This window comes from Flagellimonas aquimarina (assembly GCF_003149745.1).
GTDB lineage: Bacteria > Bacteroidota > Bacteroidia > Flavobacteriales > Flavobacteriaceae > Flagellimonas > Flagellimonas aquimarina.
The window spans coordinates 1-18,047 of sequence record NZ_QGEG01000002.1 but is presented as its reverse complement, the minus strand read 5'-3'; the positions used below and the strand labels follow the sequence as shown (position 1 = coordinate 18,047).

The 18,047-nt window shown below is 38.0% G+C and carries 18 protein-coding genes; 13 read left to right on the top strand and 5 right to left on the bottom strand.

Features of this window, described 5'->3' with window-relative positions; translation table 11 throughout:
* Window positions 1-53: 53 nt before the first annotated feature.
* Genes obgE through DKG77_RS06720 form a run of 3 tightly spaced genes read right to left on the bottom strand, consistent with a single transcriptional unit; the run spans window position 54 to window position 2,733 of the window.
* Window positions 54-1,055 carry a GTPase ObgE gene (gene obgE, locus DKG77_RS06730; RefSeq protein ID WP_109661529.1) on the bottom strand — a complete coding sequence of 334 codons (1,002 nt, stop codon included), beginning with the start codon at window positions 1,053-1,055 and terminating at the stop codon, window positions 54-56.
* A 23-nt stretch (window positions 1,056-1,078) separates the two neighbouring features.
* On the bottom strand, window positions 1,079-1,597 hold the full coding sequence (locus DKG77_RS06725; RefSeq protein ID WP_109661527.1) for a GNAT family N-acetyltransferase: 519 nt from the start codon (window positions 1,595-1,597) through the stop codon (window positions 1,079-1,081).
* 26 nt (window positions 1,598-1,623) lie between these two features.
* Entirely contained in the window at window positions 1,624-2,733 is a 1,110-nt protein-coding gene (locus DKG77_RS06720) for an adenylate kinase (protein ID WP_109661525.1), read from the bottom strand.
* Window positions 2,734-2,851: 118 nt separating this feature from the next.
* On the opposite strand from DKG77_RS06720, the gene DKG77_RS06715 reads away from it, so the two are divergent.
* The 3 genes from DKG77_RS06715 to DKG77_RS06705 all read left to right on the top strand — a co-directional run bounded on the left by DKG77_RS06715 (window position 2,852) and on the right by DKG77_RS06705 (window position 6,599).
* Entirely contained in the window at window positions 2,852-4,006 is a 1,155-nt protein-coding gene (locus DKG77_RS06715; RefSeq protein WP_109661523.1) for a 5-(carboxyamino)imidazole ribonucleotide synthase, read from the top strand.
* A gap of 4 nt (window positions 4,007-4,010) precedes the next feature.
* Window positions 4,011-4,505, top strand: coding sequence for a 5-(carboxyamino)imidazole ribonucleotide mutase (gene purE / locus DKG77_RS06710; RefSeq protein ID WP_109661521.1), 495 nt, complete (start codon window positions 4,011-4,013; stop codon window positions 4,503-4,505).
* 63 nt (window positions 4,506-4,568) lie between these two features.
* On the top strand, window positions 4,569-6,599 hold the full coding sequence (locus DKG77_RS06705) for a M3 family metallopeptidase (protein WP_109661519.1): 2,031 nt from the start codon (window positions 4,569-4,571) through the stop codon (window positions 6,597-6,599).
* 2 nt (window positions 6,600-6,601) lie between these two features.
* On the opposite strand, the gene DKG77_RS06700 is transcribed toward DKG77_RS06705, so the two are convergent.
* Entirely contained in the window at window positions 6,602-6,961 is a 360-nt protein-coding gene (locus tag DKG77_RS06700) for a hypothetical protein (protein WP_133248425.1), read from the bottom strand.
* Window positions 6,962-7,109: 148 nt separating this feature from the next.
* Here DKG77_RS06700 and DKG77_RS06695 point away from each other — a divergent pair, with 148 nt between their 5' ends.
* The 5 genes from DKG77_RS06695 to DKG77_RS06675 all read left to right on the top strand — a co-directional run bounded on the left by DKG77_RS06695 (window position 7,110) and on the right by DKG77_RS06675 (window position 9,989).
* Window positions 7,110-7,613 (top strand): GbsR/MarR family transcriptional regulator, encoded by a 504-nt coding sequence (locus DKG77_RS06695; RefSeq protein WP_109661515.1) that lies wholly within the window; start codon window positions 7,110-7,112, stop codon window positions 7,611-7,613.
* Between the two features lie 52 nt (window positions 7,614-7,665).
* Window positions 7,666-8,106 carry a hypothetical protein gene (locus DKG77_RS06690; protein ID WP_109661513.1) on the top strand — a complete coding sequence of 147 codons (441 nt, stop codon included), beginning with the start codon at window positions 7,666-7,668 and terminating at the stop codon, window positions 8,104-8,106.
* Between the two features lie 10 nt (window positions 8,107-8,116).
* Window positions 8,117-9,004, top strand: coding sequence for an SAM-dependent methyltransferase (locus DKG77_RS06685; protein ID WP_109661511.1), 888 nt, complete (start codon window positions 8,117-8,119; stop codon window positions 9,002-9,004).
* A 197-nt stretch (window positions 9,005-9,201) separates the two neighbouring features.
* Window positions 9,202-9,756, top strand: coding sequence for a sigma-70 family RNA polymerase sigma factor (locus DKG77_RS06680; protein WP_109661510.1), 555 nt, complete (start codon window positions 9,202-9,204; stop codon window positions 9,754-9,756).
* A gap of 2 nt (window positions 9,757-9,758) precedes the next feature.
* On the top strand, window positions 9,759-9,989 hold the full coding sequence (locus DKG77_RS06675) for a hypothetical protein (protein ID WP_109661508.1): 231 nt from the start codon (window positions 9,759-9,761) through the stop codon (window positions 9,987-9,989).
* On the opposite strand, the gene DKG77_RS06670 is transcribed toward DKG77_RS06675, so the two are convergent.
* Complete coding sequence (locus tag DKG77_RS06670; protein WP_109661506.1) at window positions 9,986-10,810, bottom strand: UbiA prenyltransferase family protein; 825 nt, start codon at window positions 10,808-10,810, stop codon at window positions 9,986-9,988. The genes DKG77_RS06675 and DKG77_RS06670 overlap by 4 nt on opposite strands.
* Window positions 10,811-10,935: 125 nt before the next feature.
* Here DKG77_RS06670 and gcvP point away from each other — a divergent pair, with 125 nt between their 5' ends.
* The 5 genes from gcvP to DKG77_RS06645 form a co-directional block, all read left to right on the top strand.
* The gene (gene gcvP / locus DKG77_RS06665) at window positions 10,936-13,788 is read left to right on the top strand and encodes an aminomethyl-transferring glycine dehydrogenase (RefSeq protein WP_109663644.1); all 2,853 of its coding nucleotides are present in this window, start codon (window positions 10,936-10,938) and stop codon (window positions 13,786-13,788) included.
* A gap of 164 nt (window positions 13,789-13,952) precedes the next feature.
* On the top strand, window positions 13,953-15,011 hold the full coding sequence (locus DKG77_RS06660; RefSeq protein ID WP_109661504.1) for a 3-oxoacyl-ACP synthase III family protein: 1,059 nt from the start codon (window positions 13,953-13,955) through the stop codon (window positions 15,009-15,011).
* Complete coding sequence (locus tag DKG77_RS06655) at window positions 15,012-15,533, top strand: class I SAM-dependent methyltransferase (protein WP_109661502.1); 522 nt, start codon at window positions 15,012-15,014, stop codon at window positions 15,531-15,533.
* Window positions 15,534-15,599: 66 nt separating this feature from the next.
* Window positions 15,600-16,481, top strand: coding sequence for a glycosyltransferase family 2 protein (locus DKG77_RS06650; protein ID WP_109661500.1), 882 nt, complete (start codon window positions 15,600-15,602; stop codon window positions 16,479-16,481).
* A gap of 271 nt (window positions 16,482-16,752) precedes the next feature.
* Window positions 16,753-18,047 (top strand): putative metal-binding motif-containing protein (locus DKG77_RS06645; protein ID WP_207785443.1); only part of this gene is annotated, 1,295 nt, incomplete at its 3' end.

Here is an 18,047-nt window from a genome sequence, read left to right as displayed (position 1 = left end):
GGAATACCTTTAAAATTAATCAATATTTGGTTTCAGAAGGAGAATAACCAGTGTTATTCGTTCAACAACTTCCAAAGGTCATCCTTTAACTCTTGAATACCTTGCTGAGCAACTGATGAAATAAACCGATACTGTACATTTTTTAAATCTTTGTCCAATTCAACTCTCATTTCTTCCATGAGTTCTTCATCCAACATATCGCATTTAGAAATCGCCACCAATCTCTCCTTATCCAGAAGTTCAGGGTTGTACCGTCTTAATTCGTCCAGTAAAATTTCATATTCTTTTGATATGTCATTACTATCCGCAGGTATTAAAAAAAGTAATGTTGCATTGCGTTCAATATGCCTTAAAAAGTAATGCCCTAAACCTTTTCCCTCTGCTGCGCCCTCAATGATACCTGGAATATCCGCCATTACAAAACTCCTAAAATCCCTATACTCAACAATACCAAGATTAGGCTTGAGGGTTGTGAATTCATAGTCTGCAATTTTTGGTTTTGCGGAGGTCATTACGGACAGCAGCGTAGATTTACCAGCATTGGGAAAACCAACAAGACCTACATCTGCCAAAACTTTCAATTCCAATGTAACTTGGGCTTCCTGACCAGGAATTCCAGGTTGGGCGTATCTTGGGGTCTGATTGGTAGAGCTCTTAAAATGCCAGTTGCCACGTCCGCCCATTCCACCTTCTGCAACAATTTTTTCCTCTCCGTTTTCAGTAATCTCAAAGAGAATTTCATTGGTTTCGCTATCTTTTACCACGGTACCTAACGGAACATCCATATAAACATCCTTTCCATCTGCACCGGTACTTCGGTTTTTACTGCCATGTTCTCCATGGCCCGCTTTGAAATGCTTTTTAAACTTAAAGGTCACCAAGGTCCAAAGGTTACTGTTACCCCTAATTATTACATGACCACCACGACCACCATCCCCACCATCTGGACCGCCTTTGGTAATGTATTTTTCACGATGAAGGTGCACAGAGCCCTTACCACCATTACCAGAGGCTACATTTACCTTTACATAATCAACAAAATTACCTTCTGTCATGGTACAAATTTTCGCAATTAAAGTTATGCCTTTGCAATCCTATAAACCAAGTCATTTCCTTGATTTTCAATACTTTCTTCTATGGTCAATCTATTTCTGTCCACTCGGGTCAATTTCTCTACGGCTTTTTGAGAACGAATATTGTTCTTGTCAACAAAAAAAATAATCTCATCCACAAACTTAAATGCATAATCCATCATTAATTTTTTGCACAATGAATTGTATGTTCCTCCCCAATAAGCTCTTGACAAAAATGTCCAACCTATTTCCACGGCCTCTTTATACTTGGGAACCAAATTAAACCGCGAACCACCAATCACATTACCTGATTGCCTGTCGATTATCACAAGTGCTCCTTTAGAAGCCATGGATTCATCAAAAAACTTTTTGAACCCAGATACAGTATATCGCTCCTTATCTGGGTGTTGCTCCCAAATCAATTTATCCGAGGCAACCTTATAAAGCGAATCAAAATCTTTTAACGACAACGGTCTTAGCTTTACCAAGTCGTTTTCTAGAGTTGGCTGTAAGTCAAAACTCATCTAGGTTTTCTATGATTTGTGAAATGTTATGAAAGGCTGTTTACCACAACGCTTAGTCGCTCCGTAATTTGGCTTATTTCCCCTATTCCGTTTATAGAATGGAACTTTCCTTGTTTCTCGTAGTAAGCTCTTAAAGGGGCTGTTTTCTGGTTATATTCATCAAATCGGTTTCGGATTTTGTCTTCATCTTGATCATCAGTCCGTCCACTTTCCTTGCCTCGTTCCAGCAAGCGGGCCACTAAAATATCATCGTCTGCCTCTAACGCAATGGTTGCGTTTATCTGCATGTCTTTGGATTCTAAAAAATTGTCCAATGCTTCTGCTTGTGCGGTGGTCCTGGGAAATCCATCAAAAATGAACCCTGCAGCATCTGGATTTTTCTCTACTTCGTCCTTCAACATGTTTATGGTTACTTCATCAGGAACCAAATCACCCCGATCTATATAGGACTTGGCCAATTTGCCCAGTTCTGTTCCGTTTTTAATGTTATATCTAAAAACATCTCCAGTAGAAATGTGCTTTAAATTGTAGTTTTCCTTTAAAAACCCGGCTTGGGTTCCTTTTCCCGCTCCCGGCTTTCCAAAAAGCACAAGGTTGATCATATTATTCTGCTTTAGTTGATATACTTCTCTTAAATTTCGGCCCAATTCATTATAGTCCAAACCGTATCCTACAATAAAATTATCTGGAATTTCCATTCCCACATAATCAATTGAATATTCACCCGAATAAACATCGGGCTTATAAAACAACGATGCTATTTTAAACTCTTTTACATTGGTTTTGGAGAACAAATGCACCAATTTTTTCAATGTCCTTCCCGTATCAATGACATCCTCCAAAATAATTACGCTTCTTCCATTTATATCCTCGGGAACATCCAATAAAGCTTCTACAATGCCTGTAGATGTTAATCCATGATAGGAACTCAACCGCACAAATGAAACTTGACATGGGTGCTGATATGCCTTTAGAAAATCTGATACAAACATGAACGCACCATTAAGCACACCTACAAAAATAGGGGTCTCATGCTGGTAGTCTTTGGCTATTTCAACAGCCATTTTTTCAACGGCAGCTAAAATTTGTTCCTCCCTTAAATAGGGCGTAAAAACTTTGTCATGGAGTTTGATCAAGTCGTCATCAATTTTAATAGGTTGGCAAAGATAACATTTTTAGGTGCGCTTTACTCGCTGAGCTTTTATCCCTTCGAGGAATTCATGTATTTTTGCTTTCATTTCAATTAACAGATTAATGCAATTTTTCTCTTCCAATTTTAAACTCGGTATTCTAGGTGGTGGTCAATTGGGCAAAATGTTACTTTATGAAACTCGAAAATGGGACATTTATACCAAGGTAATGGATGCTTCGGCAGAGGCTCCCTGCAAAATTGCCTGTAATCATTTTGTTCAGGGCAGTCTTCTAGATTTTGATGATGTATACACTTTTGGAAAAGATGTGGATGTGTTGACCATTGAAATTGAAAATGTAAATGTGGATGCTTTGGAAAAATTGGAAAGCGAAGGTGTAAAAGTATACCCCCCTACCAATGCATTAAGGGTCATTCAGAATAAAGCAACACAGAAACTCTTTTATACAGATAACAATATTCCAACTGCCCCGTTTACACGATTTGCCTACACTTCCGAAATTGAGGATAGCATTTCCAATGGTGGATTGCAATTTCCCTTTGTTTGGAAAAGTGCCCAGTTCGGGTATGATGGACAGGGAGTTAAGGTGGTACGCTCTTTAGAAGATCTAAATGACTTACCCAATGTAGAATGTATTGCCGAAAAAATGGTTGATTTTAAAAGTGAATTGGCCGTGGTTGTTGCAAGAAACGCTAAAGGTGAAATAAAAACATATCCTGTTGTGGAAATGGAATTTCATCCTGAAGCCAATCAAGTTGAATATGTTATTTGTCCTGCTCGTATTAAGGCTTCTGTTGCCAAAAAAGCTGTGGAGGTCGCTTTAAAAGTTTCATCACAAATAGAACATGTTGGATTGCTTGCTGTGGAATTGTTCCAGACCAAAGACGATAAAATTTTGGTAAATGAAGTGGCTCCACGACCGCATAATAGTGGGCATTATAGTATTGAAGCCAGCTATACCAATCAATTTGAACAGCATATAAGGGCAATACTTGGTTTACCATTGGGGAAAACAGATAGCAAAGTGGCCGGGGTCATGGTTAATTTAGTAGGCGCGGAAGGGCATACGGGAGATGTTGTTTATGAAAACATAGATTCCATTTTGGAAATGGATGGCGTAACACCACATATTTATGGAAAAAAGCAGACACGCCCGTTTCGTAAAATGGGCCATGTGACCATTGTAGATGAAGATATGGCCAAAGCAAGAAAGGTGGCACAACAAGTAAAAGAAACGATTAAAGTTATAAGCAAATAGCATTATGAGCAAAGTAGCCGTAATTATGGGAAGCACAAGCGACCTTCCCGTTATGCAAGAAGCAGTTGAAATTTTAAAAGGATTTGATATTGAAGTTGATGTAGATATTGTTTCTGCACACAGAACTCCTGAAAAACTGTTCGATTTTAGCAAAACTGCCCATAAAAATGGGTATGCCGTAATTATTGCCGGTGCCGGAGGTGCTGCACACCTCCCCGGAATGGTAGCCTCATTATCTCCATTACCCGTAATAGGCGTTCCGGTAAAAAGCAGCAATTCTATTGATGGTTGGGATTCTATACTATCAATTCTTCAAATGCCAGGCGGGGTCCCCGTGGCAACCGTAGCACTAAATGGCGCAAAAAATGCTGGTATTTTGGCAGCTCAGATTATTGGGTCTTCTGATAAATGTGTTTTGGATAAAATTGAAATCTATAAACAAGGACTAAAAGAAAAAGTCGTTAAAGGCGCTGAAGAGGTAAGAAAGAAAAATAACTAGTTTCAACTTCATATAAGTACATTTTTCAATTAACCTTGAACTCACAAACCATTAAAGGATACAATGAACAACCCCCTTCTCAAATCATTTGATAGAGCACCATTTGAACAACTAAAAAACGAGCATTTTAAACCTGCATTTATAGATGCGATTGAAAAAGCCAGAGAGGAGATAAATCTCATTACTGAAAATATGGAAGCACCAACTTTTGAAAATACGCTGGAAGCTTTGGATTTTTCAGGAAAGCAATTGGATAGGGTTTCAAGTGTGTTTTTTAATCTGAATTCCGCAGAAACCAATGAAGAAATTCAAAAAATAGCGCAAGAAGTTTCTCCGCTTCTATCAGAGTTCAGCAATGATATTACATTGAACGAAGTACTCTTTAAAAGAATAAAATCGGTCTACGAAAAACGAGAAGGCCTAAACTTAACTCCAGAGCAGAAAACACTGTTGGAGAAAAAATACAAAAGCTTTAGTCGGAATGGGGCTAATCTTGGTGACTCAGAGAAAAAAAGGCTCAGAGAAATAGACGCTGAACTATCTAAACTAAAATTGAAATTTGGTGAAAATGTTTTGGCAGAAACCAACAAGTATGAACTATTGCTCACTAATGAAGAAAGTCTAAGGGGATTGCCGGAAGGGGCAAAAGAAGCTGCGGCGCAGTTGGCAAAATCAAAAGATAAAGAAGGGTGGTTAATCACTTTGGACTATCCAAGCTACATTCCATTCATGAAGTACGCAGAAAATAGGGCGTTACGAAAAGAACTTTCTCTGGCATTTGGCAGCAAAGGATTTCATAACGACGATCTGGATAATCAAGAAAATGTTTTAAAGATCGTATCACTAAGGCATGAAAGAGCCAACTTGCTGGGGTACAAAACCCATGCACACTTTGTCTTAGAAGAACGAATGGCTGAAACTCCAGAAAAAGTGCAGAGTTTTTTGACCGAACTTCTGGAAAAAGCAAAACCAGCTGCCGAAAGAGAATTTAAAGAATTGGAGACGTTTGCAAAAGAACTGGATGGCATAGACCAACTGGAAAAATGGGATAGCGCATACTATTCGGAGAAATTGAAGCAAAAACTGTTCAATTTGGATGATGAACAACTAAAACCATATTTTAAGCTTGAAAATGTTATTGATGGCGTTTTCAAGGTTGCAGAAAAATTATTTGACCTCAATTTTAAAGAGGTTTTTGATATTGAAAAATACCATGATGATGTAAAAACCTATGAGGTCTATGACAGCTCGCAAAATCTGGTTTCACTTTTCTATGCCGATTTTCATCCCAGACCTGGTAAACGCGGTGGTGCTTGGATGACTTCTTACAAACCACAATACACTTTGCATGGTAAAAACAGTAGACCACATATTTCAAATGTCTGCAACTTTACAAAACCTACAAGCACCAAACCTTCGCTTCTTACTTTCAATGAGGTAACAACACTATTCCATGAATTTGGACATGCTTTGCACGGCATGTTGGCAAATACTACATATCCAAGTATATCCGGCACCTCCGTGTATTGGGACTTTGTGGAATTACCAAGCCAAGTGATGGAAAACTGGTGTTATGAAAAAGAAGCTTTAGAGCTTTTTGCATTTCATTATGATACTGGAGAATTGATTCCCATGGAATTGGTTGAAAAAATTAAAGAATCTGCAACCTTCCAAGAAGGCATTGCTACACTCAGGCAATTAAGTTTTGGTTTCTTGGATATGGCATGGCATGCAACAGACCCTTCAAAAATTAAAGATGTAAAAACTTATGAGTCCAAAGCATTTGAAGGCACAAATCTATTTCCAGAAACTCCTGAAACCTGTATGAGCGTGGCTTTCTCCCATATTTTTCAAGGAGGGTATTCATCTGGGTATTACAGTTATAAATGGGCAGAGGTTTTGGATGCTGATGCATTTGCCTATTTTAAGGAAAATGGAATTTTCAACAAGGAAATTGCAACTAAGTTTAAGGAACATGTACTTTCCAAAGGAGGTTCGGAAAACCCAATGACACTTTATAAACGTTTTAGGGGAGCAGAACCTAAAATTGAGGCGTTATTGGAAAGATCGGGATTAGCCAAAACAAAGGTTTAGTATCAGAATGTTACAAAACCACCTGAATTACTTCCTCCGCCAAAAGAGATAATACCTATTATAGAAATGGTGGCAAGCACACCAATAACAGAACCTATAATGGTTTTGCCTGGAGAAAGCTTTCTGTGCCTGCTTTCTGTAAGCATCGATTTTTGTATTACCGTCCTATTTTTGTTCTGGAGTACAACAATTGTGGAATCTGTAACTTCCACCACTTTTACTTTTTCCATTTTTCTTTCCCCCAATCTGACCTCATATGTTTGATCAACCTCAAAATCATCAATTCCCAAGTTTAAGTTTTTGTAACTATAACAACTATTGAACAACATTAAAAAAGTCATTAAGAGTGCAGTTATTCTCATTGAGGTATGGTGTTAGGGTGGCATTGAGCACTGATAATCACAAATTTACATAATAATTACAATCAAATTGACCAACAAAAGTTCGGCTTTATCGTTTTATAACTTTCAATAATTTTTGAAACTATAAAAATTATATTATCTTTGTCTTATGGAATTCCAAGAAGCAAAAGATAAGTTTATTAGTACATGGGGAAGTTTGGGCACACTATGGGGCATAAACAAGGCCATGGCCCAAATACAGGCCCTACTTTTTATTTCTACAAAACCATTGACCACCGAAGAAATCATGGAAGAACTTCAAATTTCCAGAGGGAATACCAGCATGAACGTTCGTCAATTGATTGACTGGGGAATTGTAAAGAAAGAATTGAAAGCAGGCGAACGCAAAGAGTACTTTTCTACTGAGAAAGATGTGCAAGAATTGGCTCGTATCATAGCGGAGGAACGCAGCAGAAGAGAAATACAACCCGTTATCAAAACGCTTCAAGAAATCAGTTCCATAAAGGATGATGGAACCAAAAACACCAAAGAACTCATTAAACAAACCAAAGCACTGCATGACTTGGCAACAACGGCAAATGCTCTTTTGGACAAAGCAATAAATCACAAACAAAACTGGGTAAGCAGTGCCTTAATCAAAATAATAAAATAATTTTTTTGATTATAACTTTCAATATTTTCTGAAATTTTAAAAACATACAACAATGAAATATTATGTTCCAAACTGGTTGATTATTTTAGGAGGTGCCGGTCAAATATTTACAGCTCTTATTTATCCATACATCAGGCATGAAGTCTTTGATTGGTACAATGACGTAAAAAAGTTAAAACCTTTAAACCAAGAAATAGCCAAGACATATGGAAGGTACATTCAAGGGCTCAACTTTTCTTTTGGTTGCATTGCAATCCTATTGACCAAGGATTTACAAAATGGAACCAGTTTAGCTATTGCCATTACCGGATTGATAGGTGCTTATTGGATAGGTAAAGTAGCTACTCAAATAGCATATTACCCCAAGTACACCATTCCTCAAAAACCATTGTTTAAAATTGGCACCTACTTCATGAATGCACTATTTATATTATTCGCAGTAGTCTTTACCTGGTTGTGCATTAACAATTACATCCTGTACTCTAATCATTAAAACGTAAACTATGAAAGATTTAATTTTTGAAAAACGGTATTGTCTCTCGGAAGAAAAAGAAAAAATAGAAGTAAATATTATTGATTTTTACAACGAAGCAACAGAAGACTATGAGTTTTGGAGCAAGGACTTTAATATGCATTTTGGTTATTACCATCCCCTTAGAACAAATCCTTTCAAAAGGGATCATATGCTGAATGAAATGAACAAGCAAGTCTTAAATAGATTGGGCCTAAACCAAGGAAAAGGTCTATTGGCAGATTTAGGTTGCGGCATGGGCGGTAGTATTAGATATGCCTTAAGAAAAAATCAAAATCTTTCTGCCATAGGAGTTACATTGTCAGAATTTCAGGTCCAAGAAGGAAACAAACTTTTGAAAGACTTAAATGCTGTTATTTTAAAAGAAAACTACAACCATACACCTTTAACTTCAAATTCATGTGATGGAGCAATAGCTATAGAAAGCTTTTGCCATTCTGGACATGACAAGTCTTCATTTGCAGAAGCACACCGTATTCTAAAACCAGGAGGAAAATTGGTCATTGCAGATGCTTTTCTAAAAAAAGAAGCTCAAAAGCTTTGTCACGGAAGTTCATTTGCATACAAAAACCTCTGTAGTCACTGGAGCTTGGAAAAGTTAGGCCATATAAAAAAGGTGGTAGATGAGCTAAAAAAAGTTGGGTTTAAAAATGTACAGGTCGAGGACATCTCTTTCCGAGTTGCTCCCTCTGTATTTCACGTACCATTTGCAATAGTCGGCTTTATGTTTAAAAAACTATGGGAAAACGGTTCTTTAAAAAAGGAAAGTCTACACAACTTAAAAGGTTCTTTTTATGCATTGTTGTCGGGTCTGCACATGCAAAGCTTTGGATATTACCTCATAACCTGTACAAAATGAGTTGACTTCATGTCCAAACATCATTAAAAAGGATAATTTAATAGTTTTATCAGCGTTGTTATGGCGCCAAAATCATAACAATAAGCTAAAGTTCGCTTTCATGACCTTTTCGTGATACTTTTTGAAGTCGTTTGTAATGAACAAAACATATAATCATTAACTAAAATCCATTACATTTGACACTTCTTGAAAATAATATGGCAGCTCACGAACTCAAACCCGATACTTGGGTAGATCAATATGCAGATTACTTGTTCAATTATGCAGTGGCTCGCGTAAGTGATGCAGAAATTGCAAAGGATTTGGTACAAGAAACTTTTTTTGCTGGGCTTAACTCCGCTAAAAATTACAAAGGAGATGCGGCTGAACGCACTTGGTTGATCGCTATCTTAAAAAGAAAGGTTATTGATCACTATAGAAAAATAAACTCCAAAAAAGGAAAAGCAGAGGTTCGAATGAATTACAACGCCAATGCAGATTCTGAAGGAGATTGGTTAGAGGAACAGGTGGCAGACCCTTTTAGTAAAAATGGTGACAACACACTGGAAAATGAAGAATTAGGACTGGCCATACAAGAATGCATTTCAAAACTGCCCAAAAAACAGTCCTTGGTTTTTAACATGAAGACCATTCAAGGAATGAGCACTGAAGATATTTGTAATGAATTGGGAATTAATCCGTCCAACCTTTGGGTGATGATCCATAGAGCGCGAACCGCGCTAATGGGTTGCCTAAATCAAAATTGGTATTAGATATGAAGATTTCATGTGAGCAAGCATCGAACATATGCAACAAATCACAATATAAAGAAGCTGGGTTTTGGGAAATCCTAAGACTCCGTTTACATATTCTTACATGCAAAGCTTGCGCAAAATTCACCAAGCAAAATACTATGCTTACTTCACTTTGTGACCGAGCAGGACTCAATGTACTTTCTGAAAGCGATAAAGAGGAAATGCGCAAAGACTTAAAAAAGCACCTTTAATAGAATTCATTTACAAGCAGAAAAAAACCGACCCAAATAATTGGTATTCCTTCAACCCAGAATGAAGCGAAATACCTGCCTTTCATTTTATTTATTGATAGAAAGACTATTGCTAAAGGGATAGCAACAAAAAAGCGGGCTATAAGCTCTATTTGTGTTAATTCATCCTTTAAAAAAGTTAGACCTAAAAATAAACCGATCAATAAATACCCCAAAGCGCTGGTTTTTTTAGTTCCTATCAATTGTGGCAATGTTTTTAAATTTATGTCATCCCATTGCAGGTCCCTTATTTCAAATGGAAGAATAAGTATCAGTACAAGAATAAATCTTTGACCGAACAATACCCACAGATCCCAAGTAATTGGAGTTTTAGATTGTAAAACCGGCAATAATGCGGTGAAACCTACCCAAACAACGGCCACAATATAAATTTTAAATCCGCCTAGACTTCTTAAATTCTTCGCCTTGGGCAGAAATGGAATAGCATATAAGGTTGAAACCAAGCCTAATACCATTACAGCCACCCAAATATCCTTGCTAAGATGAGTTAAAAAATAAACGGCAAAGGCAAAACTGAAAAAACTGAAAATCTGAATGTTTTTGTGGTAACCATTGGACACAATTAAATACTTCTTTGCCTCTACTCCATATTTTACAAAATTGTAGCACACAATGGTACTACAAAAAATAAAACCAATTAAGGCAAAATCAATGGAAATGTTTAACAAAAACGCTGTAACAACAACCAGAGAAACTACGGCCAAAGCCACATGTATACTGGCATCTAGGTAAAAATTAAAAATTGTACGTAAGGTTCGCATTAAACAGAATATGGCTGCCAAATAAAAAGGTTAATTCATGGTTAACAACTTTGATTTGGCAATTATCAAAATTGCTTATTTTCATTGAATTAATCCCTAATTTTGTGGACTTTATTGAATTGGATATGAATACAGAAGTATTTGCCTCAAGGCATATTGGCATTACAGAAAAAGACTTCCAACCTATGCTGGAAACGGTTGGCGTAGAAAATTTGGAGCAGCTTATTTATGAAACCATTCCAGATGATATTAGGCTTAAGGAACCATTAAAGCTCCCTAATGGTATAAGTGAACATGAATTCTTGATGCATATTCAGGACTTATCTGAAAAAAACAAAGTTTTCAAATCTTATATTGGTTTAGGGTATCATGAATGCCTAACACCCTCTGTAATCAAGAGAAATATCCTTGAAAACCCGGGTTGGTATACTGCTTATACCCCTTATCAAGCAGAGATTGCGCAAGGGCGTTTGGAAGCTTTGTTAAATTTCCAGACCATGGTGTGTGATTTAACAGGAATGGAACTGGCAAATGCATCCTTATTGGATGAGAGCACCGCGGCAGCCGAAGCAATGACAATGCTTTTTGATATTCGTTCAAGACAACAGAAGAAAGATGGCACACTAAAGTTTTTTGTTTCAGAAGAAGTGCTTCCACAAACACTGAGTCTACTCCAGACTAGATCTGCTCCATTAGGAATAGAATTGGTCATCGGAAACCATGAAGAATTTGATTTTTCCAATAGTTTCTACGGAGCCTTGTTGCAATATCCTGGCAAACATGGACAAGTACACGATTATGCTGAGTTTGTACAAAAAGCCAAAGCAAACGACATCAAAGTTGCTGTTGCAGCAGACATTTTAAGCCTAGTATTGCTTACTCCTCCTGGAGAATGGGGTGTAGATGTAGTAGTGGGTACCACACAGCGCTTTGGAATCCCATTAGGGTATGGTGGCCCACATGCCGCCTTTTTTGCCACAAAAGAAGAATATAAAAGAACTATTCCTGGTAGAATTATTGGTGTTACAAAAGACACCGATGGCAATCATGCATTGCGTATGGCGCTCCAGACCAGAGAACAGCACATAAAACGAGACAAAGCTACTTCCAATATATGCACCGCACAGGTTTTATTGGCCGTAATGGCAGGGATGTATGCTGTCTACCATGGGCCAAATGGTCTTAAATATATTGCGAACAAAGTTCATACTCTAACCAAGGCGCTTGCTCAAACTCTTGAGACATTTGGTTTTAAGCAAACCAACACCGCTTTCTTTGATACTATCAAAATTAACATCTCAAATGTAAAAGAGCTTAGAGAAGTTGCAGAAAGTAAAGGCATAAATTTAAATTACATTGATTCAGAAACAGTCTCAATTTCTTTGAATGAAGCTTTTTCGGACAATGACCTTAAACTTTTGCTTTCTTGTTTCGTGGAATCTCAGGATATTTCAAAAGATTCTTCTAAAGCGATAGACTTAAAAGAAGCTATCCCAAACAGTCTACAACGTCAAGCACCTTTTTTGGAACACATGGTCTTTAATTCGTATCATTCTGAAACTGAGCTGATGCGCTACATCAAGAAGTTGGAACGAAAGGATTTGGCATTGAACCACTCCATGATTTCTTTGGGAAGTTGCACCATGAAGCTAAACGCAGCTTCTGAAATGCTACCGCTGAGTTGGGCGAATTGGGGAAACATTCATCCTTTCGTGCCTTTAAATCAGGCAGAAGGTTATCAAGAGGTTCTAAAAGAACTAGAGAAACAATTAAATGTAATTACTGGTTTTGCAGCTACTTCATTACAACCCAATTCCGGAGCTCAAGGAGAATATGCTGGGTTAATGACCATAAGGGCTTATCATGCATCAAGAGGTGAAGAACATAGAAACATCTGTATTATTCCAGCTTCGGCGCATGGTACCAATCCTGCATCTGCAGTCATGGCAGGCATGAAAGTAGTGGTTACCAAAACAGATGAAAAGGGAAATATCGATGTTGCTGATCTTGGAGAAAAAGTGAAATTGCATTCAGAAAACCTTGCAGCCCTAATGGTTACATATCCTTCTACTCATGGTGTGTTTGAATCCTCCATAGTTCATATAACTAGGTTGATTCATGAACATGGCGGACAAGTATATATGGATGGTGCTAATATGAATGCTCAAGTAGGTTTAACTAATCCGGCGGTTATTGGCGCGGATGTTTGTCACCTTAATCTTCATAAAACCTTTGCCATTCCTCATGGCGGGGGTGGTCCTGGAGTTGGTCCTATTTGTGTTGCCGAACAACTAGTGCCTTTTCTTCCTACCAATCCAGTAGTGGAAACAGGAGGAGAAAAAGCAATTACAGCCATATCAGCAGCACCATGGGGAAGTGCACTGGCCTGTTTAATTTCCTATGGTTATATTAAAATGCTGGGAACCGAGGGATTAACCGATGCAACTAGAATTGCCATATTAAATGCCAACTATATCAAGGACAAGCTTAAAGGGAAATTTGAAGTACTATACTCCGGTGAAAAAGGAAGGGCAGCTCATGAAATGATTATCGATTGCAGGCCTTTTAAAGCACATGGTGTAGAAGTAACCGATATAGCCAAAAGACTCATGGATTACGGATTCCATGCTCCTACAGTATCTTTTCCAGTAGCAGGAACAATTATGATCGAACCTACCGAGAGTGAAAGTCTTGTAGAATTGGATAGGTTTTGTGATGCAATGTTGTCCATACGAGAAGAAATTGATGAAGCAAGTTCAGAAGATCAACACAACGTGTTAAAAAATGCACCTCACACATTGGAAATGGTAACCAGTGACACTTGGGATTACCCGTATAGTAGGAAAAAAGCTGCATTCCCATTGCCCTTCGTTTCAGAAAATAAATTTTGGCCTAGTATTCGAAGAACAGATGAAGCCTTTGGGGATCGTAATTTGATTTGTACTTGTACGCCAATAGAAGCGTACGCCGAAGTCTAGCAAAACATCATATTTAGTAATAAAAAGCCTTGGTTTGGTCCATAACCCAAGGCTTTTTTTTGTTTGTAGAAATAGAAAACCAAACTTGGACATCGTAGGAATTATTATGCACGCATAATACCCATTACTTTAAACAACTATATTTAAATTCTTAAAACCTCAAAATGAAAATTGGCATAACAGGTACCGGAAGTTATATTCCATCGATCATCACAAAAAACGATGACTTTTTAGAACATGAATTTCTTGGAACTGATGGGACCACTTTCGGAAATGACAATGCTGTAATCATTGAAAAATTCAAAGCAATTACTGGAATTTCGGAAAGAAGGTATGCAAATCCAGAATTGAAAACATCTGACTTGGGATACCTTGCATCAGAAAAAGCTATTGAAGATGCTGGAATTAATAAGGAAGACTTGGATTATATCATCTTTGCGCACAATTTTGGGGATTTAACCTATGGAAAAAATCAAGGGGATACGCTACCTAGCCTTGCAACACGGGTAAAGCATCTGCTTAAAATTAAAAACCCAAAATGTGTAGCTTACGACATGCTTTTTGGCTGTCCAGGCTGGATAGAGGGTGTTATTCAGGCCTATGCATTTATTAAGAGTGGAATGGCCAAAAAGTGCTTGGTAATCGGCGGAGAAACACTTTCGCGCGTATTGGACGAACATGATCGGGACAGTATGATCTATTCAGATGGTGCAGGAGCAGCCATTATTGAGGCAGATCCGGTCTCAGGAGCCATTTTGGGCCACTCTTCTGCTACATACGCCAATGAAGAAGCTTATTATTTGTTTTTTGACAAAACCTACAACAATGAAGGATGTCCAGATACAAGATATATTAAAATGCATGGCCGAAAAATCTATGAATTTGCCTGCACACATGTGCCACAGGCAATGGCAGCTTGCTTAAACGAAAGTGGTGTTCATATTGATGAAGTGAAAAAAATATTCATTCACCAAGCCAATGAAAAGATGGATGAAGCCATTATAAAAAGGTTTTATCGGTTATATAATAAGCAGGCACCAGAGGGTATTATGCCTATGAGCATACATAAACTGGGCAATAGTTCTGTTGCGACGGTCCCTACGCTATACGATTTGGTGAGCAAGGGAGAAATCGACGATCATGAAGTTAAAAAGGGAGATGTTGTTATCTTTGCCAGCGTTGGCGCTGGTATGAACATCAATGCCATCGTTTACAGATATTAAATGTACGAAAACAACTTTCCAAACAAACGTTACAGGCATACCATAGCTTTTTTACAAAAACACATCAATACTTCAGAATCCATTTTGGACCTAGGGGCGGAAAATCCGTTTTCCGAAATCATGAAGTCCTCTGGTTATCAGGTCAATAATACTTCAGGAGAGGATTTAGATGTTAATTTTGAAAAAGTTATAAGCTCAGATGCAGAGGTAATCACCGCCTTTGAGATTTTTGAACATTTAGTGGCTCCTTTTAATGTGTTGAAGGAAATAAAAGCAAAGAAACTGGTTGCCAGTATCCCAATGCGTTTGTGGTTTTCATCCGCATATAGAAGTAAAACCGATCCTTGGGACAGGCATTATCATGAATTTGAAGATTGGCAGTTTGATTGGCTTTTGGAAAAAGCAGGATGGAAAATCAAGGATACTGCCAAATGGACCAACCCTACAAAAAAATTCGGAATACGACCAATTCTGCGACTTTTCACTCCCAGATACTATATTGTTTACGCAGAGCGTGACTGATGGTTTAGATTATTTGAAAATGACAAATGATTAGCATATCTCCGTTGTTTTTTGGAATTTTAGCACATGCGAATAAGCATTATTATCCCTGCCCATAACGAAGCTTCTTATCTTTCAGCCTGTTTGAATTCGTTTGTTGCCCAAACCCACACTCCGGATGAGGTAATCGTGGTAGATGATAATTCTAGCGATGCCACCTTCAAAATTGCTTCGGATTATAGTGAAAAATTCAATTGGATCAAGGTTTTACAACGAAAGTCGGTGGATGAGCATGTACCAGGAAAAAAAGTAGTGGATACTTTTAACTTTGGACTAAAACATACATCAGACCATGACTTGATAGGGAAGTTTGATGCAGATATCATTCTTCCTCCCAATTATTTTGAAACCATGTTAAACCATTTTCAAAGCAATTGGAAACTGGGAATGTGTTCTGGTTTGCTTTATATAAAAAAAGGAGAAGATTGGGTGTATGAAAATATTGCCGACAAAAACCATATTCGTGGCCCCATAAAACTTTACCATAAAGCTTGTTTTAATAAAATTGAAGGTTTGCGCCAAGGAGTTGGATGGGATACTGTTGATGTCCTTTTATCTAAATACCACGATTTTGAAACCTTGACGGATTCTTCATTACCCGTAAGGCACCTTCGCCCTACGGGCCATGGATACAGTACTAAAAACTATCAAGTAAAAGGCGAAGCCCTTTACAAAATGCGTTATGGGCTTGTTTTAACCAAAATGGCGGCATTAAAAATGGCGTGGCAGACTAATAACATGCTATTATACTTTCAAATACTCAAAGGCTACTTTAAAGCCGTGTTTAGCCAAGTGCCAAGATTCGTCACTAAAGAAGAGGGGGCTTTTATTAGAAAACAACGGTTGACTGGAATTTGGAAAAAGCTGAGAAAATACCTTTATTTCTTGCCAAACAATAGTTCACGTTAAAAAAGGCACAGTAAGAGTCACCTTTTACATAAATCTACATTTTTCCAATAAATGGGGCAAATAAAGAGGAAATTTTATGCATATTTTTCTGATAATTTAGTCCGATTAAACTTTTTGATCATATGAAAATAATATTACAAAAAGTTCATTTTATATGATTGATTATCAATAGGTTAATTCAAATCGGCCGTTCATCAATTGAACCCCGAAAAAAGTATCTCAAAATCTTACCTTAAAATATGGTTGCCAATTCGGTCTAAAATTGATTGGAATGAAAAAAATTACCACTTTATCCACTTTGCATCATTCTCCTGCACTTTTCCTTTGTATACTGTTCACGATTTTTTCTCAAAATACGAGTAAAGCACAGATTCCGGGGCAAAGTTATTTTGACAACACAGGGTACATAGAATATGTAGCCGGAAACTATCCACTGATTATTTCTGTGCCTCATGGTGGATACTTAACACCCAATGAGATTGCAGATAGAAACTGTAATGGTTGTGTATATTCCAGAGACTCCTTTACCCAAGAAATAGGAAAAAGCATTACCAAGTATTTTCACGACCAAACGGGTTACTACCCCCATGTGATCATCAACCTTTTGGATCGCAGCAAACTTGACACCAACCGTCCCATTGGCGAAGGTGCCGATGGTGATCCACTAGGAGAGGAAGCTTGGACTAACTACCAAGATTACATTGAAACAGCCAAAACTAAAATTACACAAGATTTTGGAAGAGGTCTTTTAATAGCCCTTCATGGACATGGGCACCCGATTCAACGAATAGAGCTAGGGTACATTCTAACACATAGTGATCTTAACCAAACAGATGAAACACTGAACACTCCCTTTCACGTTAATAGAAACAGCACCAAAAATTTGGTCAATGACAATGTTTTAAATCTTAAGCACTCCGAATTAGTTAGAGGACCCTTAAGCTTTGGTACAATCATTCATAATAAGGGATACCCCGCAGTACCAAGCTTTGACGACCCTTTTCCAGACTTTGATGATCCGTACTTTAACGGAGGATACAATGTGTATTATCACGGAGCACATTTCAATGATGTAATTGATGCGTTCCAAATCGAGTGTGATCAAAATATTCGAATAAATGGAGGAGAGGATGCCAGAGAACAATTTGCAGAGTTATGTGCAATCGCAATTAACGAATACCTAAGTCTCCATTATGGATTTGGAGCAATAGATTTTGATAATGATGGAGTATTAAGCAATTTAGATTGTAATGATTTCGATGCTGGCGTGAACCCTAATCAGGAAGAGATCCCATACAATGGCATCGACGACGACTGCGATCCCGCAACATTGGACGACGACATGGACGGGGACGGCTACGACAAAGCCGATGACTGTGACGATGGCGACCAGACCGTCAATCCAGGTCAGGAGGAGATCCCATACAACGGAATCGACGACGACTGCGACCCCGCAACATTGGACGACGACATGGACGGGGACGGCTACGACAAAGCCGATGACTGTGACGATGGCGACCAGGCCGTCAACCCAGGACAGGAGGAGATCCCATACAACGGAATCGA

What these genes read in the sequence shown, in the direction of transcription:
- DKG77_RS06725 (WP_109661527.1), bottom strand. Translation starts at nt 1,597, where the DNA reads ATGAGTTTTGACTTACAGCCAACTCTAGAAAACGACTTGGTAAAGCTA.
- DKG77_RS06655 (WP_109661502.1), top strand. Translation starts at nt 15,012, where the DNA reads ATGTACGAAAACAACTTTCCAAACAAACGTTACAGGCATACCATAGCT.
- obgE (WP_109661529.1), bottom strand. Translation starts at nt 1,055, where the DNA reads ATGACAGAAGGTAATTTTGTTGATTATGTAAAGGTAAATGTAGCCTCT.
- DKG77_RS06690 (WP_109661513.1), top strand. Translation starts at nt 7,666, where the DNA reads ATGAAATATTATGTTCCAAACTGGTTGATTATTTTAGGAGGTGCCGGT.
- DKG77_RS06700 (WP_133248425.1), bottom strand. Translation starts at nt 6,961, where the DNA reads ATGAGAATAACTGCACTCTTAATGACTTTTTTAATGTTGTTCAATAGT.
- DKG77_RS06715 (WP_109661523.1), top strand. Translation starts at nt 2,852, where the DNA reads ATGCAATTTTTCTCTTCCAATTTTAAACTCGGTATTCTAGGTGGTGGT.
- DKG77_RS06670 (WP_109661506.1), bottom strand. Translation starts at nt 10,810, where the DNA reads ATGCGAACCTTACGTACAATTTTTAATTTTTACCTAGATGCCAGTATA.
- DKG77_RS06685 (WP_109661511.1), top strand. Translation starts at nt 8,117, where the DNA reads ATGAAAGATTTAATTTTTGAAAAACGGTATTGTCTCTCGGAAGAAAAA.
- DKG77_RS06675 (WP_109661508.1), top strand. Translation starts at nt 9,759, where the DNA reads ATGAAGATTTCATGTGAGCAAGCATCGAACATATGCAACAAATCACAA.
- DKG77_RS06650 (WP_109661500.1), top strand. Translation starts at nt 15,600, where the DNA reads ATGCGAATAAGCATTATTATCCCTGCCCATAACGAAGCTTCTTATCTT.
- gcvP (WP_109663644.1), top strand. Translation starts at nt 10,936, where the DNA reads ATGAATACAGAAGTATTTGCCTCAAGGCATATTGGCATTACAGAAAAA.
- DKG77_RS06695 (WP_109661515.1), top strand. Translation starts at nt 7,110, where the DNA reads ATGGAATTCCAAGAAGCAAAAGATAAGTTTATTAGTACATGGGGAAGT.
- purE (WP_109661521.1), top strand. Translation starts at nt 4,011, where the DNA reads ATGAGCAAAGTAGCCGTAATTATGGGAAGCACAAGCGACCTTCCCGTT.
- DKG77_RS06680 (WP_109661510.1), top strand. Translation starts at nt 9,202, where the DNA reads ATGGCAGCTCACGAACTCAAACCCGATACTTGGGTAGATCAATATGCA.
- DKG77_RS06660 (WP_109661504.1), top strand. Translation starts at nt 13,953, where the DNA reads ATGAAAATTGGCATAACAGGTACCGGAAGTTATATTCCATCGATCATC.
- DKG77_RS06705 (WP_109661519.1), top strand. Translation starts at nt 4,569, where the DNA reads ATGAACAACCCCCTTCTCAAATCATTTGATAGAGCACCATTTGAACAA.